This window comes from Pseudonocardia sp. EV170527-09, from assembly GCF_008369905.1.
Taxonomy (GTDB): Bacteria; Actinomycetota; Actinomycetes; order Mycobacteriales; family Pseudonocardiaceae; genus Pseudonocardia.
Genome location: NZ_VRMC01000037.1, coordinates 31,832 through 54,895, shown reverse-complemented (window position 1 = coordinate 54,895; position 23,064 = coordinate 31,832). Strand labels below are relative to the sequence as shown.

The following is a 23,064-nucleotide window of genomic DNA, read 5'->3' as shown; positions in this document are numbered from 1 at the left end:
GCGGTGAGCCACTGCTGCGCGGCCGCGGGCAGTGCGTCGTCGGGACCGGCAGGGTCGGCTGCGAGGTCGCCGACCAGCAGAGGGCCGTCGCCGCAGCGCAGGCAGGTCAGGTCGGTGATCGGGCCGGCGGGCGGGCAGGCGCGGCAGTAGCACGCGGTGGTCGGGCCGGCGGGGCCGGGGACGAGCCACACTGCGCTCATCAGGATCTGCTGCAGGGGGTCGGCCGGGGCCTGGCCGCACTGGTCGCAGCACAGGGACTGCTCCCGGCCGGGGCGCGCGGGGGAGGCCATCACCGGGCGCGCCGAGGCGGAGTCCAGCGCCCTGGGGCCTGTGCTCCGGGGGGCTGCGGGCGCGGGAAGGGGCTGGGGGAGAAGGCGTTCACGGGAGGTCCCCTGAGGCGTCGGAGGAGTCGCCGGGCGCGGGCTTCGTGGGCTGGGCGGGACCGGTGCGGCGTTGCGCGGCGCGGGGCCTGGCACGTCGTGCACCGGCAGGGCGGGGCGAGCCAGCAGCCCCGGCCTCACTGCTCCCGTCGACGTCGTCGGTCGCGTCGCCGGGGCTGTCGCTGTCGGTGGGGTCGAGGTCCTGCTCGGTCCACCCGGCGGCTCGGCGTCGTGCTCGGGCCAGCTCGGTGCGTAGCTCGGCGAGCTGGGCGTCGTGGCGGGTCTCGGCGTCGGCGAGGCGTTGCTCGCCGTAGGCGCGTTCGCGGTCGACGTCGTGGGCGAGCTGCTCGCGCAGCGCGGCCAGGCTGCTCTCCGCGGCGGCGCGTCCGGCCCGGTGCTCGGCGGCCTGTTCGCGGACCTCGTGCAGCTCGTCGGCCAACCGGGCGCGGTCGGTCTCGGCCCGGTCCAGGGCACGGCGTACCGCGGCCAGCTCCGTGGCCGCGGTGTCGCGTCCGGCGGTGAGCGACTCGATCTGCCGGCGGGCTTCGCCGAGTTCGGTCTCGGTGCGTGTGTGCTCGTGGGCCAGGGTCTGCAGCTCGGCGGTGACCCGGGCGGCGTCCGCGGCCGCGGTGTCGCGCGCGGCGATCGCGGTGTCGCGCGCGGCGGTGAGCGTGTCCCGCTCGGAGTGGATCGCGGCCAGCTCGGCGTGGAGCGCGGTCAGCTCGGTGTCGCGCTGCTCCAGCTCGGCGCGGAGTTGCGCGGCCTCGGCCTCGAGGGCCTCGCGTGCGGCGATCGCGGTGTCGCGGGCGAGCTCGGCGGTGTCGCGGGCCTCGGCAGCGTCGGCGGCCTCGGCGTCCGAGGCGGCCGCCGAGCGGCGCGCGGCCGCGGCGTCGTCGCGGGCGGCGCGGGCCTGGGCGCGGGCCTCGTCGGTCGCGGCCTGGGCCTGGTCGATCTCAGCGCGCGCGGCGCGCCGGACAGCGGCGATCTCCGCGGCGACCGCGTCGGGATCGGCCAGGGTGCCCAGTGCCTCGCGCAGCTCTGCACCGCTCACCTCCAGGCGCGTGATGAGCGCGGTGACCTGCTCGGCAACGGTCTGTCCTGCGCGGGCGATCGGCCGGGCAGGGGCGTCGTCGGGCTCCCGACGCCGGCGAGCAGGGACGCCGCCGTCCACGACCCGCTTGGCGTTGACCCGGTCGTGCATCACCCCGCCCACGACCTGGTAGCAGTACTTCGGCGGCCGCCCGGCCCCGGCGTACTCCATGCTGTTCGCGCAGCCCCCCGGGAACTGACACGCCACCAGCTCCAGCGTCCCCGTGCGTGCCCGCCCCGCCGGACCGCCGGGCCCGGGCGACGCGGTCTCGCCGGACTCGACCGGCCCGGTGGCCGCCGACGCACTGCCCGCCGGTTCGACACCGCCCGTCGCCCCAGCAGTCGGGGCGACCGGGGGCGCCCCGGTGTCGCCGTTGCGATCGGCCGGCTCGCCGGGGGAGGGCTGCTCACTCACCAACCCAGACTAGCGGTTCCGTATCGTTCTGTCAATCGAATCGTTACAACGAAACGAAACAGAAGGTCAGCTGCTTAGCGGGATCATCGCCGAGATCCCGCCAAGCAGCGGATAGGCTTCGTCAGTGCCGCACGCCGAGCTCGATGCCGTCCCGGCTGCCTCGGCCGCGGTCGACACGCCGCTGTCGCCGGACGAGGCCGCCTACGTCGCCGCCGCCCGCGCGCACAACACCCGCCGCGGCTACCGCTCGGTCTGGACCGGCTTCACCGCGTTCTGCACCGACCACGACGTGACGCCGCTGCCCGCGGCGCCGGCGACGGTGTCGGCGTACCTGGTCGCCCTCGCCCAGGCCGGGGCGAAGGTCCGCACCATCGCCAAGCACCTGTCCGGGATCCGCGCCGCACACCGCGCCGCCGACCTGCCCGACCCCGCTGTCACCGCCCGTGTGACCGCCGTCTGGGAAGGCATCCGTCGCAGCCACGGAGCCCCACCTGGGCAGGCCGCCCCGCTCATGCCACCGCTGCTCGACCAGGCCGTCGCCGCCTGCCCGGTCACCCGCACCTGGAAGAACCGGCCCGACGAACCGTCGCTGGCCGGCGCCCGCGACCGGGCGCTGCTGCTGGTCGGATTCTGGGGCGCTCTACGCCGCGCCGAGCTCGCCGGGCTCACCGTCGAACAGCTCGGCCCCGAACGGGAGCTGCGCAGCGGCCGCCGCGGCCGTGTCCTGACCCTGCACCGCTCCAAGACCAACCAGACCGGTGACCAGGCAGAACTCATCGGTCTACCCCGCGCCGAGCACCCCGACCACTGCCCGCTCACCGCCCTGGACACCTGGCTCGACCTCGCCGCCATCACCACCGGGCCGATCCTGCGCAAGGTCTCCACCGGCAACCGCGTCCTCGACCAACCCCTGCACCCCGAGTCGATCAACAACCTCATCCAGGCTGCCACCGCCCGCGCCGGCCTGTCCGGCGGCCCCTACAGCGCACACAGTCTCCGAGCGGGGTTCGTCACCTACGCCCACCTGCGCGGCGCCACCGACCGCGCCATCGCCCACCAGACCCGCCACCGCTCGATGGACACCATCACCACCTACATCCGCGTCGACGACGTCTTCACCGATAACGCCGTCCTCCAGATCGGCCGATAACCAGCACGCGTACTCGCTCATCCAGATGTATCTCCGTGGATTTCGGGTACTTGGCAGGCCTTACCGAGGCCGAGAAGCTCGCCGGTTGCGTGCTAATCGAGCTGGCCTACCGCGACGACGATGAGAACGTCGTTCCGAAGGGGACAGTCGTGACCGATGGCGGTGACCCGTTCCGGTTCGAGGCCGTCATTGCCACGTACCTCGCTCGGCGACACATCCGTACCCGCGTGTGCTCACTGTGATCGGAGCGACCGGAAGCGACAGGCTCGGTCGAACGTCGGGGTCCTCCCCATCCTCCGTTGGAGTGGATTTCTACGCCTGACCGATGTGTGGGGATGAGCTGGGTTCCTAGCTTTGGGTCATGTCACGCAGCGGTCAGCCGACGATCGGGTGGGCCTCCCCGACACCGAGTTCCGAGCGCCTCCTCGCCCCGGACCTGGCTCGGGGAGTGATGTTGCTGCTCATCGCCCTCGCCCACTCCCGGATGCTGCATGCGGGGGGAAACCTGCTCACGAGACCGGCTGGTGGGGCCCGGTCGACGTCGTGGTCCAGTGGCTGCTGACCTCGTTCGTCGACGGACGGGCCGCGCCCCTGTTCGGGCTCCTATTCGGGTACGGCCTCGTGCAGATGACCCGCCGCCAGGCCGGTCCCGGCGGGGATCCTGCCAACGCGCGACGCCTGATCCGTCGGCGCGGGCTCTGGCTGATTGTGTTCGGTGTCGCCCATGTCGTCCTGCTCTACAGCGGTGACGTCATTGGTTCCTACGGTGTGTTCGCCCTGCTGTTCGCCGCGGCGGTGACCTGGTCGAACCGCCGGCTCTGGTGGGTGCTTGGGGTCACCCTCGCGTTTGGGGTCGCGGCCGCCACGGCTCTGCAACTGCTCGCCGCCGCCGAGGCGTCGTTGGCTGTGGGGCCGACCCTGCTCGACAGCGCGGCGCTGCGTGCGTCCGCTCTGATCGTGCTGCCCATCGCCGGGCTCAGCGTCGCGCCCGCGGTCCTGATCGGGATCTGGGCCGGGCGGATGCGACTGCTTGAGCAGCCCGCCCGCTATCGGAGCGTCCTGATCCGGGTCGTCTTGATCGGCTTCCCGGTGGCGGCCCTGGGCGCCCAGCCGGTCGCGTTGCAGGCGGTGGGTCTGTGGGCCCCGGATTCGGTCGGCGCCGGTGCCCTGGCCGAGGCGGTGTTCGCGGCGACCGGTATCGCGGGGGGCCTGGCCTACATGGCCACCATCGCACTCGTGGCCGACCGCTTCGGTCAGCGACGCGGACCGGTGACGAACGCGTTGGTCGCCGGTCGATGACGTTCTACATCGCGCAGTCGCCAGTCTGGTTCGTCGCCACCGAGCCGTCGTTGCTCGATCTCGGCGGTCGACTCAGCGCGGCGACGGCCGCCGCGGTCGCTCTCGCCACCTGGGTGGTCACCATGATCATCGCCGCTGCTCTGGAACGTTGGGGACGGCGCGGACCGGCCGAAGCACTCCTGCGTCGCCTCACCTACGGAGCCGGCTGGAGTACCACACGTCCAGCGGCAGCGTGACCTGTGATCGGCTCCCGGAACTCGTTCGCGCTACAGAACGGATAGTGCTCATGCAGATCGACGGTCCACAGCGTGCACTCGATGCTGGCACGTCTCCTCCCAGTGACATCGCTGCGCGCACGAACACCGTGCCGGCCGGGGTGGAGTACCACCGTGTCCTGGCGGGGGAGAAGCGGCAGCTTGGGCGTGGCCTTCTCGCCATCGTGCTCCTCGTCGGGGGCATGTGGGCGATGTTTCTCGGCTTCGCCGTTCTGGCACGGTGGCTGGACCAGACGTTCGGCATCCCCCAGTCCGCGTCCGGGCGGGGCCTCCTCACCCCGGCCATGCACGCCTTTGGGTTGCTGGCCACCGGCTTGATCATTCCCTGGAGCATGTTCATTCAGCGCTGGCTCTACGGTGTGCCCGGTGCCTCGCTGCACTCGGTCTTTTCACGATTCCGGCTGGACCTCTTCACCCGTGCGTTGTTCGTCATCGCGCCAGCGTTCGTTTGCCTCAACGTCGTCAGCAACTACATCCTCCCTGCCGAGTCGACCGCGTGGGTGCAGAGCGACCTTCTCTGGATGTTGGCAGTGACGCTGCTCCTCATGCCGCTACAGGCCGCAGGCGAGGAGTACGGAATCCGTGGGCTAATTTTCCGGGTAGCGGGAAGCTGGGGGCGTGGCCCCCGATCCTCGCTCGTACTTGGAATCGCGGTGTCCACTGTCGTCTTCGCCTCGATCCACCTCGCCGGCAATCCGTGGTTGTATCTCTGGTACTTCATCCTCGCTGTCTCCGCCGCTCTCATCACTTGGCGTACCGGAGGTATCGAGATCGCGGTCGTCATCCACGTCGCCTTCAACACGCTGAGCTTCGTCTTCGCCATCGCGATGAGTTCGGACCTCGCGGGCGGTCTTGACCGTTCTGTCAACAACGCTGCGACCGGTATCTCCATGATCACGCCCAGTCTCGTGGTCATCGCGACGGTCGTGGCCGTGTGGTTCCGGACGCGTCACACCGGTCCAGTCACGACACCAGTGATTGACTCGCAGCGCGCAGAGGGCTCCACGCCGCAGTCCTGACCCACTCTCCGGGGCCACCGTCCCGAGCCCGAAGGTTCCGAACCCGGATCACGTCAGATCTCGTGGGATATGATGATCTTGCCGCGCAGGCGACTCGGGCCCGGGACCGGGGCGCCATGTTCCAACAGGGTGTGGGCTCGTGCGATGCCGCTACGCCGGATCCGACGAGGCCCTCCCGAAGTGGCAGGTCCGCGGCATCGTCGCCGAGATGCAGGCGGTAGGGGCAGTACGGCGCCGATCACCGGCCGGAGTCGGCGCTGGACCAGGCGGCCTCGGTCGGCGAGCGCCCCGGTATTTTGCATGAGAGTGTCGCCGCCTACCGTGTCGATCACGACGTCGGCGCCGCCCCAGCGCGGCGCGTAGTCGGTGGTCGAGAAGTCGATCGCGACGTCGGCACCCAGCCCGGTGACGAACTCGTAGTCCCCGGCCCGTGCGGTGGTCACCACCTCGGTTCCCAGCGCGGCGGCGATCTGGATGGCGACTGGGCCGACTCCGCCCGCTCCTGCGTGTACCAGTACTCGCTCGCCGGGCTGCACCTGAGCGCGTTCGACCAGGGCCTCCCACGCCGTCATCCCCTCCAGGACGAGCCCGGCGGCCTGGGTGTGCGACAGCTGTGCGGGTTTGCGCGCGACCAGTGCCTGGTCGGCCACGTGGAACTCGGCGTAGGTGCCGTGCTCGCCGAACAGCGGCGCCATGTACCAGACCTCGTCATCGGGCCCGAACTCGTCCGCCTCGGGGCCGGTCTGCACCACCAGGCCGGAGACGTCGTTGCCGATCACCGCGGGCAGCGGCGTCTGGTCGCGGTAGCCGCCGCGCCGGGCCTACAGGTCGAGGGGTTCACGGAGGTGGCCTGCACCTGCACCAGCACCTGGCCGGTCCCCGGGGCGGGATGCGGACGCCTCCGGAGCGCGAATGCCGACTCCGGGTCGCCGAAGCGGACAATCTAGACCACACCCGTCGACTGCCGACCGGCTGCTGCGCGCCCTCCGAGGTGCTCGGCGAAGTGTCGTTCAACGCCTCGGTAGAGCCGGATCCGGTTCTCCGGGTTGGTGAAGCCGTGGCCCTCGTCGTCGGCGACGAGGTACTCCACGGGTACGTCGCGCCCGCGCAGCGAGTCGACGAGGGTGTCGGACTGTTCCCGGGGGACGCGGACGTCGTTCGTTCCCTGCACGACCAGCAGTGGGGTGACGATCCGGCTCACCATGGTGATCGGGGACCGGGCGAGCATGTCGGCTTCCTGCCCGGGGTCGTCGGGGTCACCGATGTAGCGGTAGAAGCTGTTCCCGAAGTAGGGACGGCCGAACGGTGGCAGGGTGCGGAGGAACCGCATGAGGTCGGAGATGCCGACATAGTCGACGGCAGCGGCGAACCGGTCGGGGGCGAGGGCGACGGCGACCAGCGCGGCGTAGCCGCCGTAGGACCCGCCGTAGATGCCGACGCGGTCGAGGTCGGCGTAGCCCTGGGCGACGGCCCAGTCGACGGCGTCGACCAGGTCGTCGTGCATGGCGCGGGCGAACTCGCCGATCGCGGCGGTGATGTGCCGGCGGCCGTGTCCGGTGGATCCACGGAAGTTGACCTGCAGCACCGCGTGGCCGCGGTTGGCGAGGAACTGCACCTCCGGGTCGAAGCGCCAGGAGTCGTGCGTCCACGGCCCGCCGTGCACGAGGAGGACCAGCGGTAGGTCGCGGGGCGGGATCCCGACCGGGAGGGTGAGGTAGCCGTGCAACGGCAGCCCGTCGCGGGCCGGGAAGCCGACGGGGATCATCGGCGCCATCGTGTCCGGATCGAGGTGCGGGAAGCTGCGGAACAGTTGCCGGCTCTCCCCGGTGGAGTGATCGTGATACCAGGTCACTCCCGGATCGCGGTCGTGGGTGAAGGTCACGACCCAGCGCGTCTCGGACAGGTCCGAGGACGCCGTGGCCAGCACCCCGTCCGACAGCGACCGCAGCGCGGCGTACACCTCGGCGAAGTGCGGGTCCACGGCCTCGACGTGCGGGCGGTCGCCGACGAACCGGGCGGCGAGGACCTCGCCGGTGCGCCGGCTCGTGTACACCGCGGGCGGCAGCACGTCGGGCAGCATGACGCCGCTGGTGTCGAGGTCGTGTCCGTCGACGGCTGCGACGACGGTCTCGGAGCCGGTGTCGCGGTCGATGCGGACCAGCCGCAGATCGTCGGAGTCCTGGTAAGACCCCACCAGCAGGCCGGCCCCGTCGGCGGTCACCTGCTGGGGCTGGACGCCCGTCGGGTACTCGACGCCGCCCAGACGGCTGCGCAGGTGCTCGTCCCCGGTGTCGGGGTCGATCGCGTGGATCTCGAGCGTGCCGTCCTCGGCGAGCACCGTCCGGAAGGCGGGCTCACCGTCGCGGTCCAGTAGGACGGTGTCGCCCGGCGTCTCCTGCTCGTGGTGCAGGACCGTCTCGCCGGTGCCGATGTCGATCCGGAACACGTCGATGTACATCGGCCGCTTGTTCATCCAGACCAGCACGGCGCCCGGCACCGGGTGGTGGGGCTCGACGCCGATCACCCGGGACCCGGGATCCAGCGGTGTCAGGTCGACCGCGGCCGCGTCCGGGGCGTCGAGGTCGACCCGGTGCAGGTGCCAGTCCTCGTCGCCGTCGGTGTCCTGCAGGTAGAGCAGCCAGCGGGGGTCGTCGGTCCAGTAGTAGGTGGTGATGCCGCGGCGGGTGTCGTGGGTGACCGGGACGGCGTCCTCGTGCGTGTCGTCGACGCCGCGGACCCAGATGTTGCGCCGGCCCCGGTGCGGGGCGAGGTAGGCGATCCGGGTGCCGTCGGGGGAGATCGACGGGTTCGCGAACTGCGGGTCGGCGAAGAAGTCCGCGATCCCGATCAGCTCGGGCGGCGGCGGACAGCGGGGTGCGGTGGTGGTCATCGGTGCTCCGTCTCGGGTCGCGTTCCGTTCTCGCGGACTCAGGTGAGGAAGACCGGCGGGTTCTCCCCGCGGAGCCGGTAGTCGGGTCGGGGTCGTTCGAGACGGATCGACTCGAGCACGGTGTAGGCGTGGTACTTGGTCTGGCTGGTCGCGCCGGCCAGACGCTCCCACCACAGCTGCCCGGTGCTCGTTTCCTTCTCCAGCACGTACTTCGTGGCGTGGTTGGCCATCGAGTTGATCCAGTTCTCGGTGCCGACGAAGACCCGGTCCCATCCGGCGCCGTCGAGGATGGTGAGCAGGGCGTCGGAGCGGCTGAACCGCTCGACCGCCGCGGTGGCGCCGTCGAGGACGTCGGCGAAATACTCCACGCAGGTCCGGACGTCGTCGTAGGTGCCGAAGTGCATGTGGTGGCCACCGACGAAGTAGTCGAAGTCGTAGGCGAGGATCTGCTCGTGGGCCTGGTACCAGCCCATGATGTTCTGGGATGCGTCGCAGTGCATGAAGGTGACGCTGCCGGGGCTGACGATGTCGACGACGGTCAGCACCTTCTCGGCCGGGGCGTAGACGAAGATGTTGCCGGGGCAGTGGTTCTCCCCTTTGTAGGACAGCTCAAGCGTCGTTCCGCCGACGACGAGGGTCAGGTCGTCGTCGAAGACCGTCGTCGGCGGTGGGCGCAGCGGGTCGGGGAAGCGTTCGAGGAGTTCCCCGGTGATCCGGTGCGCGACGATCTCGACATCGGGCCCGTACACGGCGGCGGCGCCGATGTGGTCGGCGTGCCAGTGGCTGTAGACGACGTGGGTGACCGGCTTGTCGGTGACGTCGGCGATCGCGGCCAGCATGTTCTCCCCGATCGTCGGCGGCGCGTCGATGGCGACGACGCCGTCGTCGGTCACGACGAACGCGGCGTCGTAGCCGCCGCTGGTGACCCAGTGGAATCCCCCGCGCAGCTGCTGGACGTGGTAGCCGAGCCGCTGGAATCGCTCGCTGCGGAAGTACGGGGGGTAGTACGTCGCGGGGTCGGCCGGGTCGTCCTGTCCGGCGCGCGGGAAGCCGTAGTGGTCGATGGCGAAGAACGCCGGTTCGTCGGTCGCGACGATGGGCTTCTGGGACATGGCGTGGTTCTCCTGGTCGTTCTCGAGGTGCCGCTGGGGATCAGGCAGGGTTGGGGAAGCGCAGGACCGCTTTGAGCACCGCTCCGGAGGCGATGTCGTCGAACGCCGTGCCGATGTCGGCGAAGTCGTAGTAGGTGATGAGCCGGTCGAGCGGGAAACGCCCGTCACGGTGCAGCGAGATGAGCTCGTTGATCAGCAGGGCCGACACCGCGTCGCCCTGGATGATCCCGTGCAGGCTCTGCCCGACGGCGAGCCTCGACGCGTCCACCATCGCGTCGGCACCATCGTGGAAGGCGACGAAACCGAAACGGCCCATCGGAGCGAGCGCGTCGACCCCGGCGGTGAGGTTCTGCGTGCGGCCGCTCGTGTCGAGGGCGAAGTCCGTCCCACGAGGGACGACCGCGCGCAGGGCCGCCGCCAGGTCGTCCACCCGGCCCGCGTCGACGACATGGGTCGCGCCGAGCTCCCGGGCCAGGTCCAGCCGGGCCTGCTCGACATCCACGGCGACGATGGTCGCGACGCCCGCGATCCGGGCGGCCATGATCGCTGCCAGCCCGACTGGGCCGGTCCCGAACACCGCGAAGGACGAACCGCGGGTCACGCCGAGTGCGGTGAGCACGGCTCCCGCCCCGGTCTGGAACCCGCATCCGAGCGGCGCCAGCACGTCCAGCGCCACGTCGGTGGGAACTCTGACCGTGTTGCGCCGGTGCGCCAGCGCGTACGTCGCGAACGACGACTGCCCGAAGAAGTGCCCGCGGGGCTCGACCCCGTCCACCGCGTGCAGACCGTTGGTCCCGTCGAGCCGGGCACCGGCGAAGTTGGCGTCCCAGACCCGGTCGCAGTAGGCCGGGTGCGCGGACACGCACGGCGGGCACACCCCGCACGAGTGGTAGGACAGGACGACGTGGTCACCGGGCCGGACCGAGGTCACGGCGGCCCCCACCCGTTCCACGACGCCTGCGCCCTCGTGGCCCAGCACCGCCGGCAGCGGGGTCGCGATCCGCTGGGCGCGGACGTGGGCGTCGGTCGCGCAGATGCCGGTGGCGACCATGCGCACGAGCACCTCGTCGGCGCGGGGTTCGTCGAGGGTGATGTCGCGCATCTCGAAGGCGCCGTCCTTCGTCTCCAGGACGGCCGCCCGCGCGGCCACGCTCATCCGGCGGTCCCGGGGCGACGGGCGGCGGGGAGATCGATCACGTGAGTCATGGCCTGCTTCCGGTGAAGGTGACGGTGACGCTGACGCTGACGCTGACGCTGACGTGGGCTGGGTGCTGCCTACCGTCCGGCACGCTAGGAGCGATTCGGACAATCCGGATCAGCCGTCCTATCCGCTGTCGGCGCGCGGTGCCCGTGTAGTGCACGGCCCGTGGATCGCGTCGGGCCGTCCCGGCGCGGGCGGCGACGGATCGACCAGCCGATCCGCCGGGACGGCGACGCCCCTACCGTCTGCCGACGACAGGTGAACCGCCGGGCCGGGGGAGTGTGGCCGTTCGTGATCGAGCCCGACTACGGACAGCGTCTGGAGTTCGGTGTCCGGCTGCCGGGCGGACCCGACCCGGCGGTGACGGTCCGGCTCGCCCGGGCGGCCGAGGAGCTGGGGATCGACCTTGTCGTCGTCCCTGATCGGCCGACCCGTCCGGACGCCGAGGCGTGGACGGTGCTGTCCTGGATCGCCGCCGTCACCGGCGCCGTGCGGCTCGGCACCGACGGACACGACGGCGCCGCGCGGAACCCGGCGGTACTCGCCCGGACCGCCGCCGGTCTCGACCATCTCAGCGGGGGCCGGGTCGAGCTCGGGATCACGGTGGGGGAGCCCGGGAACGACGGCGAGGAGACGATCGACGTGGTCGCCGGGCTGTGGGCCGTCCTCGACCGTGGGCTCGCCCGCGTGGACGGGCGGCGGCACCGGCTCGCCGGTGCTCAGAAGGCAGCACCGGCTCACGACGTGCCGATCACGGTGAGCGGCCCGGACCCGCGCGACCCGGACCTGGCGCGGCTGGCGGGAACCCGCGCCGACGGCTGGTCGGCGCCCCTGAGCGCCCCCGGGGACCTCGCCGCCGGCCGGCTCCTCGTCGACGCCGCCGCCCGGGCGGCCGGGCGCGACCCGCGTGAGATCCGCCGGTGGGTGACCGTTCCCGCCACGGGCACCGACGGCGGGGCGGCCGCGTTGTTGGAACTCGTCGTCGAGCACGGGGTGGGGACGATCGTGCTCGACCTCGCTCCCGCCTGCGACGCCATGGCGGCCTTGAGTCGGTTCGCCCGCGACGTCGTCCCCGCGGTCCGGGCGGGCGCCGATGCGGCTCTCCCACACGGTGCGGCCGGGGCGCGCCTGCGCCGATCCTCGGCGCTGGCCCGACGCCGGACCGGTATCGACTACGACGGCGTCCCGGCCGGCCCGGTCGTCGTCGAACCCGGGGACCTCGCCTACGCCCGGCTGCGTGGGGGCTATCTGCGCGGCGGCTCGCCGGGCATCATCCTGCGGGCCGCGACCGTCGAACAGGTCGTCGATGCCCTGGCGTTCGCCCGCAGGCACCCCGATCTGCCGCTGTCCCGGCGCAGCGCCGGGCACGGGCTGTCCGGACGTTCCACCAACGACGGCGGCATCGTCATCGACGTGTCGCCGATGAGCAGCGTCGCGGTGCTCGACGAGGCGTCGCGCCGGGTCCGGATCGGACCGGGAGCCCGCTGGGCCGACGTCGCGAACGCCCTCGCCCCGTACGGCTGGGCGATCAGCTCGGGCGACTACGGCGGCGTCGGAGTCGGTGGACTGGCCACCGCAGGCGGGATCGGTTACCTGGCCCGCGGGCACGGGCTGACGATCGACCGCCTCCGCGCCGTCGAGATGGTGCTGGCCGACGGCTCGGTGGTGCGGGCGAGCGAGACGGAGAACCCCGACCTGTTCTGGGCGGTCCGCGGCGCCGGGGCCAACTTCGGGATCGTCACCGCGTTCGAGTTCGTCGCCGACGAGGTCGGCCCGGTGGCCTTCGCTGCGCTCACCCAGGTGACACTCGACGTCGCGGGCTATCTCGTCGAGTGGGGCCGGGTGGTCGAGGAGTCCCCGCGCGATCTCACCAGCTTCCTCATCATGCCCCCGCCGAAGGGCAGACGGGCCGCGGTGGCACTCAGCCGCACCGTCGTCGACTCAGCTGATCCGGACACCGTGCTCGCCCGGCTGCAGCCGCTGGCCGATCTCGCCCCGGTGTACGAGCAGCAGGTGGCCATCACCTCCTACGCCGACGTCATGGCGAACGCGAGCGACGACGCACCGGTCTCGCGCGGTGAGCCGGTCTCCCGCAGCGGGCTCGTGCACCACCTGACGCCGGAGTTCGCAGCCGTCGCCGCCCGGGTGCTGCGCAGTGGCGTCGTGCACTGGTTCCAACTGCGCTCGGTCGGCGGCGCGGTCGCCGACGTCGCCCCGGACACCACCGCCTACCCGCATCGGGCGCAGAACTTCTCACTCGTCGTCATGGGCAGCGATCCCGACGCCGTCGACGCGCAGTGGGCGTCGCTCGCGCCGTTCCTCGACGGGCTCTACCTCAGCTTCGAGACGAGCCTGCGACCCGAGCGGATCGAGCAGGCGTGGCCCGCCCGGACCCTCGCCCGGCTCCGGGCGCTCAAGGCGATCTACGACCCCGACGGTGTCTTCGACGACAACTTCGCCCTGACCCCCGCCCCGGAAACGAGTCAATGATGAGCGACTACGGCCACGAGCTGACCTTCGGCTGCTTCCTCACCCCGGTCGCCACGCCCCCGATGCGCCCGGTCGACCTCGCGATCGTCGCCGAACGGGCCGGACTGGACCTGGTCACCTTCCAGGATCACCCGTACCAAGCGGCATTCACCGACACCTGGACGCTCATGTCGTTCGTCGCCGCCCGCACCGAACGGGTCCGGATCTGCGGCAACGTGCTCAACCTGCCGTTGCGCCCGGCCCCGGTACTGGCTCGCGCCGCCGCGAGCCTGGACCTGCTCAGCGGTGGCCGGGTCGAGATGGGGCTGGGCGCCGGGGCGTTCTGGGACGCCGTCGTCGCCATGGGCGGCCCGCGTCTCGCACCCCGTGAGGCCGTACAGGCGACCGAGGAGGCGATCGCGGTCATGCGCGGGATCTGGGCGGCCGACGAGCCCGGCCCGCTGCGCGTGGCCGGCCGGTTCCACCACGTCGACGGCGCGAAACGCGGCCCGGCGCCGGCCCATCCGATCCCAATCCGGATCGGGGCGCTGAAGCCCCGGATGCTGCAGCTGACCGGAAGGATCGCCGACGGATGGCTGCCGTCCCTGATGTTCCTGCCGGACGGCCCGGCGTCGCTGGAGGAGATGAACTCCCACATCGACGACGGCGCCGCCGCGGAGGGCCGCGACCCGCGCGCGGTGACCCGCTACCTCAACATCACCGGGACGTTCACCGGCACCGCGAACGGGCTCTTCGGCGGGCCACCGGCGCAGTGGGCCGAGCAGATCGCCGACATCGCACTGACCCACGGGACGTCCGGGTTCATCCTCGCCTCCGACGAGCCGGGCGCACTCGAGCTGTTCGGCCGGGAGGTCGCGCCCCGCGCCCGCGAGATCGTCACCGCCGAGCGGACCGGGTGAGCCCGTGCGTGATCGGGTCACGCTCCTCGCCTGGCCGTCGTGCTCTTGGTGACCGTGCCGATGCGGCGCCGTGGCGAGTGGGACCGGTCGGCCGAGGAGAGTCATGTGTCCCACCGGAACCGGGTGCGGTCCGGCTCCGGGGCGGCGGCCCTGCCGGCCGCCCTTGAGTGTGCCCCAGGGGCACGGTGTCTCGTCGAGCCACGACGACCGACGGGGAGGACCACATGGTGGTGAACGGCGTGCTCCGGTGACGTGGAGTACCCGCGAGATCGCGGAGATCACCGGCACCAGCGTGAAGGCGGTGCGCTACTACCACGAGATCGGGTTGCTCTCCGAACCCGACCGGGCGCTCAACGGCTACAAGAAGTACGAGGTCCACCACCTGACCCGGCTGCTGCACATCAAGCGCCTCACCGATCTGGGAGTCCCGCTGGCGCAGGTGGACGAGGTGACGCGGGACGGCGGCCACGCGTCGATTTTCCAGGCCGTCGACGCCGAGCTGGCGAGAACCGTCGAACGCCTGCAGGCCATTCGCAGCGAGCTGTCCGCGCTGTCGCTTCCCGGCGCGACACCCGAGGTCCCCACCGAGTTCGGTGCCGTCGCACCACGGCTGCGGGAGAACGACCGCGCCTTCCTGACGATCTGCGCCCAGGTCCATTCCGAGGAGTCGATGACCGCGGTCCGGGAGCTTCTCGAAGCCGCCCCGAACGACGAGCTCGACGAGGCGTTCCGGGACCTGCCCGAGGACGCCGACGAGGACCGCCGACAGGCCCTCGCCGAACGGATCTCGCTCGTGACGGGGCCCGGTGCCGACGGCTTCGTGGCGTGGCAGCCCAAGGCCGTCACGCCAGGGCGGGCCGACGCGGCACGGAAGGTCGTCGGGCACGCCGTGGAGGCGCTGTTCAACCGCGCCCAGATCGACGTGCTTCGGCGTACCCATGAGATCAACGCCCACGAGACCGACGCCCACGAGACCGACGCGGCCGCCGGCGAGCCCTGAGCCCCCTTCCGCGCCCCGCGGGCGGACCCGCGCAGCCGCCACACGATCGCGTCGTCGCCCGAGCCGGACGGTGACACCGCAACAGGAGAACCCGATGACGAACCAGACCGTGCTCGACGACCGGGGCCGGATCCGCGGCCTCGCCTGGAGCATCGACTTCCGCCCGACGAACGCGCTCGCCACCCTGGTCCTGGACCCGGGGAGCTCGGTTCGCGCCGAGGCCGGCGCGATGGTCGCCATGGGTCCGGGGATCGAGCTGACGACCGCGGTCGAGGGCGGCCTGTGGAGCGCGGTCAAGCGCTCCGCCGGCGGCCGCTCGATGTCGGTGTCCACGTTCGCCGCGCGGGAGGGCCGGGACCGGCTGCTGCTCGCGCCGCCGACTCCCGGTGACCTAGTCGCCGTCGGGCTGAACGGCCGGGCGTACGACATCGCCGGCCACGCCTACCTCGCCGCGTCCCAGGACGTGGTCGTGGACACCCGGTGGGGCGGCGCCAGGGCGTTCTTCGCCTCGGACAACGCTCTGGTCGTGCAGGCGAGCGGGAACGGGGTCGCGTTCCTCGGTGCCTTCGGGGCGTTGCTGCCCCAGCAGCTCGCACCGGGGGAGAAGTTGGTCGTCGACACCGGGCATCTGGTCGCCTGGGACGCGTCGCTGCGCTACGAGATCCGCAAGGCCGCGAAGAGCGCCTGGAATTCGATGACCTCTGGTGAGGGGCTGGTCGCCGAGTTCACCGGGCCCGGCAACCTGTTCCTCCAGTCCCGCGACATCGAGGCGCTCGCCGTCGCCCTGAAGCGGCACCTGCCCGGCTCAGGATGAGCCGCCGCCGCACCGCCGGGCCCCGAACGATCACGACATCACCACGACCGAGGTGCACGAGAATCATGGACAGCCGTTCCGCCGCCGAGCTCGGCGCGCTCATGACCGAGAAGCTCGCCGGGTTCCAGATCGCCCAGGCGCTTCACGCCGTGGCGAGGCTGGGAATTCCGCAGGCCCTGCTGGACGGGCCCCGTACCGTGGCCGACCTGGCGGCGGGCGCCGAGGTGGACGAGCACCTGCTCGGCCGGGTGCTGCACACCCTGACCGGGCAGGGAGTGTTCACCCACCAGCCGGGCGGGACCGTCGCGGTCACCGAGCTGGGGGCCACGCTCGCTCCGGGGACCCGGGGGTCGGTGTACGGCACCGCCCTGTTCTGGATGGAGACGCACTACGCGCCCTTCGCTGCGCTGATCGACGTCCTGCGTACCGGGCGCACCGCGTCGGACCTGGTCAACGGGATGCCGTTCGTCGACTTCCTGCAGGCCCACCCCGAGCACGTCCCGGCGCTGGCCGCCGCCATGGCCGACGTCACCCACGGCGCGCAGTCCGAGGTGCTGGAGGGCTACCGGCTCCCGCCCGGCACCGTCGCCGACATCGGTGGCGCCGACGGATCGGTGCTGGCCGCGCTGGTCGCTGACGAACCCGACCGGCGCGGATGGCTGGTGGACCTCCCGGCCGTCGCGGCGACCGCGCACGAGCAGCTCGCGACGGCGGGCCTGGCCGACCGGGTCGAGGTGCTGGGTGGGGACTTCTTCGAGTCGGTGCCGTCAGCGCAGGTGTACCTGTTGTCCACTGTGCTGCACGACTGGGACGACGACGACGCGTTGCGCATCCTCGGACGGATCCGGGCGGCCGCGGCTGCCGGAGCACGTCTGGTGGTCGTCGAGATCGTCCTGCCGGACGGGGACGAGCCCCATCTCGGCAAGATCTCCGATCTCGCGATGCTCACGATGGCGGGTGGCCGCGAACGCACGCGCTCGGAGTTCGCCAGGTTGCTCGACCGGTCGGGCTTCGCGTTGGACCGGGTCGCGCGGTCGAGCGTGTCCGGGTACTCGGTCCTCGAGGCGACCGTGCGGGACGCCTGAGTCCGGTGCCGGCCACCGCTCCCGGCGCGGGTCCGTGCCGGGAGCGGTCGTCAATCGCCGTCCCGGACGGGACGGCGGGGGTAGAGCCACCGGCGCAGCAGGCCGGTCACGGCGGGCATCATCAGGTAGGTCATCACGGTGCTGAACAGGACGGCGAACAGCGCGGCACGGAGCGGGAGCGGGAGCGTCCCGAGCCACGGGGTGAGGACCCCGTTCGCCGCCAGCGACACCGGGAACACCGCGATCCCCGAGGCGACGGCCATCTTCCAGCGCGGTGGCGCGACCGTCGCCGCGGCGGAGGGAGCACGGCACCAGGTCTCCATGCCCGAGACCGTCCGGGGTACCTCCCGGCCGTCCGCGCCGGTGCGGGGCTCCGGTCCGTCGGCCGCGGTCACGGCGCGGTGTGCACGAGGTGTTTGGTCTCCTGGAACTCCTCCAGCCCGCGCAGGCCGTTGAGCCGACCCACGCCGGACTGCTTGTAGCCGCCCTCCTCGAACTGGTCGTGGACGACCGCCCAGGTGTTGGTCCACACCGTCCCCACCCGCAGGCCGCGTCCGACCCGCAGCGGCCGGTCCACGTCCCGGGTCCAGACCCCTGCTGCCAGGCCGAAGTCCGTGGCGTTGGCGCGCTCGACCGCGTCGAGCTCGTGGTCGAAGACCTCGAACGTCGCGACCGGGCCGAACACCTCGCGTTGCACGATCGGCGCCGTCACGTCGGTGACCTCGACCAGGGAGGGGGCGAGCAGCGTCCCCTCCCGGCCGCCCCGCAGCAGCACCGTCCCGTGAACTGCGGCGTCGGCGACGACGCGTTCGACCCGCACGGCGTTCGCCTCGTCGATCATGGCGCCCATGTCCGACGACGGGTCGGTGCCGGGGCCGACACGGACCGCGCGCAACGCCTCGACGAGTCGCCCGCGCAGCTCGTCGGCGATGCCGCGGTGCGCGAGGACCCGGCTGCCGGCCATGCAGAACTGCCCCGCGAACGTGGTGACGGCTCTGGCCAGCACGGGCACGGCGGCGTCGAGGTCGGCGTCGTCGAACACGATCAGGGGTGTCTTGCCGCCCAGCTCCAGGGACAGGCCCTTGAGCGTGGGGGCGGCAGCCTCCATGATCTGGCGCCCGACCGTGGTCGACCCCGTGTAGCTCACGACGTCGACGTCGGGGGAGGAGACCAGCAGGCGCGCACCGTCGGACCCGCTCTCGGTGAAGACGGTGACGACTCCGGCGGGCAGGCTCGGAGCCGAGCCGATGATCTCGGCGAGCAGCTCGTTGACCAGGCCGGTCTGCGCCGGCATCTTCATCGCGACGGTGCATCCGGCGGCCAAGGCGGGCGCGAACGAGCGCGTGGACAGGATCACCGGCGAGTTCCAGGGCACGATGATCCCGGCGACGCCCGCCGGTTCCTTGAGGGTCATCGAGTACATCCCCGGGCGGACCTCGGCGGCCCGGCCGTGGTCGGACAGCGCCAGCGCAGCGTAGTAGCGCAGCTTGGCCGCGGACGGGCCGACCTCGAAGGCCGCCTCTTTCAGCGTCTTGCCGTTCTCGCGGGACAGCAGGTCGATGATCTCGTCGCTGCGGGCGTCGAGCCGGTCGGCGATCTCCGCCAGCGCAGCGGCACGCAGATGCCGGTCCCGCGACCACTGCGTGGCGGTGAACGCGTGCCGCGCGGCGGAGATCGCGGCCCCGGCCTGTGCGGCGCCACCGTCGACGAACGTACCCAGGAGCTCCCCGGTGGCGGGGTCACGGGACTCCATCCGGGTCCGGGCGGCGACCCCACCGCCGTCGTGACAGTGGTGGGTATCAGGTGCTGCCGCGGGGTTCGACATCTGCCGGCCTCTTCTCGTCGGTGTCGAGACCACGCTAGGAAGGCCCGGCAGGGCGGGCATCGGCCGTGTTATCCGTCGTCGTGATGCCGTGCCGTCTCCATCTGCCGTCTCCCTGTCTCCTCGCCTTCCGTCATCGCCGCTCGGCGAGATCGGCGGCCGCGAGGTCGCGGCGGGAGCGGAGCCCGAGCTTGGCGAACACGTGGGACAGGTGATGCCCGACGGTGCGGTCGCTGATCCGCAGCCGGGCCCCGATCTCCCGGTTCGTCAGGTTCTCGGCGGCGAGCTGGGCCACCCGGAACTCCTGCGCCGTCAAGATCGCCGCTCCCGTTCCTGCGCCGTGGGCACGGCGGGCGGGCGCCGTCGTGAGGCGCTGCTCGCGCCGGGTCCGCTCGATCATCGGGCGGGCTCCCAGGGCATCGAACGTCTCGACGGCGGCGTCGAGCTGCCGGCGGGCGTCGCGGCGGCGCCGCTGTCGCCGCAGCCACTCGCCGTAGAGCAGGTGCGCCCGGGCGTGGTCGAACGGGCGCCGGGACGCGCCGGGCTCGTCCAGCGCCGCCCGGTAGGACCGTTCGGCGGCGGGCTCGTCCAGCAGCGCGCGCGCCAGGTGCGCGGTGGACCTCGCCCAGGGCGCGCCGGTGCGCTGTGCCCACGCGTCGAGCGTCCCGGCGCGGCGCTCGCCGATCTCCGGCCTTCGCGCCTGCACGGCGGCCTCGACCGTGTCCAGGCCGGCCAGCAGCGCGACGACCGGATGAGCCGCAGGATGCCCGCGCTCGTCCAGGCGGGACAACAGGTCGAGTGCCGCGTCGGCGCGACCGGCCCCGAGCTCGGCCATCCCGCGGTTCCAGTGCGCCGAGGCGCCGGCCGCACGGTCGTGGCGCGGCCCGGCGAGCTGCAGGGTCCGCGTGGCCAGCGCCGCGACGTCGTCGCGGTCGCCGCGGACGGCGGCGAGCCATCCGAGGCAGTTGCGGCACTCCGCGGCGATGTGCTCGGCGCCGATCCGCTCGGCCGACGCGAGCCCCTCGGCGGCTGCGTCCCGGGCGGCGTCCCACCGCCCCGCGGCGATGTCGAGTCGCGCACTCCGGGCCAGTGCCGCGGCGAGCGAGGTGCGGTCGGCGTGCCGGCGGTGTCGGTTAAGCAGGGTGTGCACGGCATCGGCGAGCGGCTCGTCGATGCCCCAGGCCAGTCCGAGCAGCGAGGCAGGGAGCAGCTGTGACTCCACTTCGGCGATGCGCGCCATGACGTCGCCGAGATCGGTCGGCGGTACGGCTCCGACGGGGTCCGTCGCCGGGGTCCACCATGTCCGGACGACGGGGAGGACGTCCGGCAGCCCGGGGGTCGCCAGGCTCGCGAGACGAGTGAGGGTCTCGCGTACCAGGTCGTCGCGGGCCGCAGACCATCCCGCGTGCAGGGCGGCCACGCCGAGCTCCACGCCGCTGTGCGGATCGTTGAGCTCGACCAGATCGCGAGTGAGTGACCGGTGCGCTCGTTCCAAGGATCCCTCGGCGAGCTCGAGCACCCCGCGCAGGCCGCGGCTGGCGCGGGTGGCCTGGTCCTCGTCGGTCAGGCCCCGGGCGTCCGCCAGCAACCGGCGCGCGGTCGTGGCGTCCCCGCCGTGCCAGGCGGCGACGGCCGCGCGGGCGAGCCTGTGGGTCGCCGCGGCAGGGTCGGGGGAGAGCTCGGCGGCCCGCCGCAGGATCGGTACCGCGCCGGCTCCCGTCGGCGACGTCCGCTCGAGCGATCCGGCGATCTCCTCGTCGACGTCGTGGACGGTCGCGGCCCGGTGCCAGAGATGTCCGCGACCGCCCGGGGGGAGCGCGGCGGCCAGGGTCCGGTGGGCGGTCCCGCGATCGGTCGGGGAGGCGCCGGCGTAGACGGCGGCCCGGACGACCGGGTGCCGCAGCGCGGGCCGGTCGGGCGTCCCGGCGAGCAGTCCCGACCGGGCCGTCTCCTCCCAGACCTGCTGCTCGCCGTCGCGGGGACGGGTCGACCGGGCGAGCGTGAGCTGGTCACCGTCGGTACGGGCGGCGGCCAGCAGCACGACCAGCTCGCGTGCTGGGGGCTGCATGGTCTGCAGGCGTTCGGCGAAGGCTTTCCGTAGCCGGGGGCCCACGGGCACCGTTCCGGTGAGGTCGCCGTTCATCGTCGGCAGCTCGTGCAGGGCCAGCGGGTTGCCCCCGCCCGCGTCGACCGCCCGGGTGACCGCGGCTCGGTCGATGCCGGGGTGGGCGGCGGTGACGAGCCGGGCGGCGTCGTCGTCGGTGAGCGGGCCGACCGGGAGCGGTTCGAGCCCCTCCCACGGTCCGCCCGCGGGCGCGTCGTGGTCGGCGACCAGGACCGCGACCGGATCGGTCCGCACCCGTCGGGCGACGAAGCCGAGCACGAACGCGGTGTCGGCGTCGAGCCGGTGCGCGTCGTCCACGACGATCAGCAGCGGATGGTCGAGGGTCGGCGTCGACAGCAGGGACAGCACCGCGACAGCGGTGAGCAGCCGTCCCGGCCCGCCCGCCGCACCCGCGAGCACAGCGCGGAGAGCGGCGGCCTGGGAGACCGGGAGGGTCCCGATCAGGTGCTCGACCGGCCGGAGCAGCGTGTACAGGCCGGCGAAGGGGGTCGTGGACTCGCAGCGCGACGGTCGGACTGCCCACGACGTGATGTCGGGGGACATGGCGGTGACGTGGTCGAGCAGCGCGGTCTTCCCGATTCCCGGCTCGCCCCAGAGCACCAGCGCGCCCCCGGTGCCCCGGCGGGCCCGGTCGAGCACCTCGGTCAGGGCGGCGATCTCCGCCCGCCGTCCGACGAGCGTGGCCGGGGCACCGGGCGCCGTCATCGGAGGAGGTGCGTAGTCAGCCGGGCCGGGGCGTCCTCCTGCAGGAGGAGACCGGCGTCGTCGATCCGGCCCGACGTCGAGTGCGGGATCCGGGCGAGCGGCGGTGCGATGCCGCGCCGTGGGGAGGAGGAGTACGGCGTTCCGGGTATCAGCACGACCGGCGGTCCGGCTCGGCCGGGCCGGGCCCTCTGCGCGGTCCCAGCGTCGGTCTCGTACCACTTGGGCCGGCCCCAGCCCGCGCCGACGTTCATGACGATCCTCCGGTGTCCGATGGCATGTCTCTCCTGCACACCCGGGTCGACGACCGCGGGTGACCGTTCAGTGCGCCGGGCGAGGGGCGGATCTGCGCCGCTTCTCGTGCAGCCAGACCACCACCACCATCGCGATGTTGACCGCGCCGAGGATGAGCAATGGTGGGCCGCCGGTCTCGGTGGACCGGTCGACGGCCGCGGTGCCGCCCCCGGCCATGACGTTGTTGCCGATGCCGGCCAGCAGGTTGTTGACGACATGGAAGGCGATCGGCGCCTCCAGCCCCCCGCTGATGATGGACATCAGTCCGGTGCTCAGCGCGATCAGCGCGATGTATCCGGCCAACCAGGGGTCCGCCGAGCCGTGCAGCGCGGCGAACACCAGCGAGGACACGACGAGGCCGACGGCCAGGGCGGGGCGGACGGCGCGTACCCAGCTCGCCGTCGCGGGGAGCAGGACGCCGCGGTACATCAGCTCCTCGCCGGTCGCCTGGATCGGGATGGTGAGCAGGGTGACGGCCAGCAGCGCGAGGGTGGTGTCGGTGATCCCGAAACCGGTCCACCCGGTGGCCTCGGGCCCGACCACGGCCACGGTCCCGAGGCCGGCCGCCACCAGGACGGCCGCGCAGGCCGAGTAGTAGCCGAGCCGGCGCCGGTCGAACCGGCGCAGCGGGCTGAGGAGCATCCGCCACGGAACCCGGGTCATCCATACGAGCAGCAGGACCGCGACCACACCCGTCGCCCCGATGGCGAGGTTGGCCGCCAGCGACTTCAGCGGGGTGAACTCGGTGGAGAACGCATCGTCGGAACCCTCGATGGCGCCGACGACCGACCAGGCCAGCACCTGGGAGCCGAGCAGGACCACCGGCAGGACCGCGAGCAGCACCAGCGGTTTCCACCAGCTCATCCGTAGGTGCGCGCCGAACGGCCGCGTGCCGTTGACCGCGGTGGGGAGGAGCTGGGTCACACCGTCGGGTGTGGAGTGCCGTGGTCCGCCGGCGGCGGAACGACGACCGGAGACCGGCCTGTACATGAGAACCTTCCCG

The 23,064-nt window shown here is 72.5% G+C and carries 19 protein-coding genes and 1 pseudogene; 10 read left to right on the top strand and 10 right to left on the bottom strand.

Annotation, left to right across the window (positions count from 1 at the left end; translation table 11 throughout):
• A pseudogene (locus FVA95_RS13740) lies at positions 1–200 on the bottom strand (hypothetical protein); the annotation flags it as partial.
• A gap of 178 nt (positions 201–378) precedes the next feature.
• Positions 379–1,884 carry a hypothetical protein gene (locus tag FVA95_RS13735; RefSeq protein WP_149664565.1) on the bottom strand — a complete coding sequence of 502 codons (1,506 nt, stop codon included), beginning with the start codon at positions 1,882–1,884 and terminating at the stop codon, positions 379–381.
• A 124-nt stretch (positions 1,885–2,008) separates the two neighbouring features.
• Between FVA95_RS13735 and FVA95_RS13730 the strand changes: the two genes are divergently transcribed.
• From FVA95_RS13730 to FVA95_RS13710, 5 genes are all read left to right on the top strand, one after another.
• A complete protein-coding gene (locus FVA95_RS13730) occupies positions 2,009–3,034 on the top strand; it encodes a site-specific integrase (protein ID WP_149664564.1) in 1,026 nt (341 codons plus the stop codon).
• A gap of 35 nt (positions 3,035–3,069) precedes the next feature.
• The gene (locus FVA95_RS13725; RefSeq protein ID WP_149664563.1) at positions 3,070–3,276 is read left to right on the top strand and encodes a hypothetical protein; all 207 of its coding nucleotides are present in this window, start codon (positions 3,070–3,072) and stop codon (positions 3,274–3,276) included.
• A 301-nt stretch (positions 3,277–3,577) separates the two neighbouring features.
• Complete coding sequence (locus FVA95_RS33495) at positions 3,578–4,333, top strand: DUF418 domain-containing protein (protein WP_149664562.1); 756 nt, start codon at positions 3,578–3,580, stop codon at positions 4,331–4,333.
• Positions 4,330–4,569 carry a DUF418 domain-containing protein gene (locus tag FVA95_RS33490; RefSeq protein WP_149664561.1) on the top strand — a complete coding sequence of 80 codons (240 nt, stop codon included), beginning with the start codon at positions 4,330–4,332 and terminating at the stop codon, positions 4,567–4,569. Before FVA95_RS33495 ends, FVA95_RS33490 begins: the two co-directional genes overlap by 4 nt.
• Positions 4,570–4,619: 50 nt before the next feature.
• Positions 4,620–5,627 (top strand): CPBP family intramembrane glutamic endopeptidase, encoded by a 1,008-nt coding sequence (locus FVA95_RS13710; RefSeq protein WP_149664560.1) that lies wholly within the window; start codon positions 4,620–4,622, stop codon positions 5,625–5,627.
• A gap of 53 nt (positions 5,628–5,680) precedes the next feature.
• Here the strand turns inward: FVA95_RS13710 and FVA95_RS13705 are convergent, their stop codons facing one another.
• From FVA95_RS13705 to FVA95_RS13690, 4 genes are all read right to left on the bottom strand, one after another.
• Entirely contained in the window at positions 5,681–6,406 is a 726-nt protein-coding gene (locus FVA95_RS13705; protein ID WP_149664559.1) for a zinc-binding dehydrogenase, read from the bottom strand.
• Between the two features lie 164 nt (positions 6,407–6,570).
• Positions 6,571–8,517 (bottom strand): alpha/beta fold hydrolase, encoded by a 1,947-nt coding sequence (locus FVA95_RS13700; RefSeq protein ID WP_193564349.1) that lies wholly within the window; start codon positions 8,515–8,517, stop codon positions 6,571–6,573.
• A 38-nt stretch (positions 8,518–8,555) separates the two neighbouring features.
• Positions 8,556–9,629 carry an MBL fold metallo-hydrolase gene (locus FVA95_RS13695; RefSeq protein ID WP_149664558.1) on the bottom strand — a complete coding sequence of 358 codons (1,074 nt, stop codon included), beginning with the start codon at positions 9,627–9,629 and terminating at the stop codon, positions 8,556–8,558.
• A gap of 40 nt (positions 9,630–9,669) precedes the next feature.
• Positions 9,670–10,785 carry an NAD(P)-dependent alcohol dehydrogenase gene (locus FVA95_RS13690; protein WP_149664557.1) on the bottom strand — a complete coding sequence of 372 codons (1,116 nt, stop codon included), beginning with the start codon at positions 10,783–10,785 and terminating at the stop codon, positions 9,670–9,672.
• Positions 10,786–11,121: 336 nt separating this feature from the next.
• On the opposite strand from FVA95_RS13690, the gene FVA95_RS13685 reads away from it, so the two are divergent.
• From FVA95_RS13685 to FVA95_RS13665, 5 genes are all read left to right on the top strand, one after another.
• Positions 11,122–13,320: an LLM class flavin-dependent oxidoreductase gene (locus FVA95_RS13685; RefSeq protein ID WP_205015854.1), complete on the top strand. Its 2,199-nt coding sequence runs from the start codon at positions 11,122–11,124 to the stop codon at positions 13,318–13,320.
• Complete coding sequence (locus tag FVA95_RS13680; RefSeq protein WP_149664556.1) at positions 13,320–14,219, top strand: LLM class flavin-dependent oxidoreductase; 900 nt, start codon at positions 13,320–13,322, stop codon at positions 14,217–14,219. The genes FVA95_RS13685 and FVA95_RS13680 overlap by 1 nt, the downstream gene beginning before the upstream one ends.
• A 247-nt stretch (positions 14,220–14,466) precedes the next feature.
• Complete coding sequence (locus tag FVA95_RS13675) at positions 14,467–15,219, top strand: MerR family transcriptional regulator (RefSeq protein WP_161992303.1); 753 nt, start codon at positions 14,467–14,469, stop codon at positions 15,217–15,219.
• Between the two features lie 94 nt (positions 15,220–15,313).
• Positions 15,314–16,033: a TIGR00266 family protein gene (locus FVA95_RS13670; RefSeq protein ID WP_149664554.1), complete on the top strand. Its 720-nt coding sequence runs from the start codon at positions 15,314–15,316 to the stop codon at positions 16,031–16,033.
• Between the two features lie 65 nt (positions 16,034–16,098).
• A complete protein-coding gene (locus FVA95_RS13665) occupies positions 16,099–17,118 on the top strand; it encodes a methyltransferase (protein WP_149664553.1) in 1,020 nt (339 codons plus the stop codon).
• Between the two features lie 50 nt (positions 17,119–17,168).
• On the opposite strand, the gene FVA95_RS13660 is transcribed toward FVA95_RS13665, so the two are convergent.
• The 4 genes from FVA95_RS13660 to FVA95_RS13645 form a co-directional block, all read right to left on the bottom strand.
• Positions 17,169–17,441: a hypothetical protein gene (locus FVA95_RS13660; protein ID WP_149664552.1), complete on the bottom strand. Its 273-nt coding sequence runs from the start codon at positions 17,439–17,441 to the stop codon at positions 17,169–17,171.
• A gap of 68 nt (positions 17,442–17,509) precedes the next feature.
• Entirely contained in the window at positions 17,510–18,871 is a 1,362-nt protein-coding gene (locus FVA95_RS13655) for an aldehyde dehydrogenase family protein (RefSeq protein ID WP_240051467.1), read from the bottom strand.
• A 202-nt stretch (positions 18,872–19,073) separates the two neighbouring features.
• Entirely contained in the window at positions 19,074–21,770 is a 2,697-nt protein-coding gene (locus tag FVA95_RS13650; protein WP_149664550.1) for an AAA family ATPase, read from the bottom strand.
• A 318-nt stretch (positions 21,771–22,088) separates the two neighbouring features.
• Positions 22,089–22,985, bottom strand: a complete 897-nt coding sequence (locus FVA95_RS13645; protein ID WP_205015853.1) for a CPBP family intramembrane glutamic endopeptidase — start codon at positions 22,983–22,985, stop codon at positions 22,089–22,091.
• Positions 22,986–23,064 lie beyond the last annotated feature (79 nt).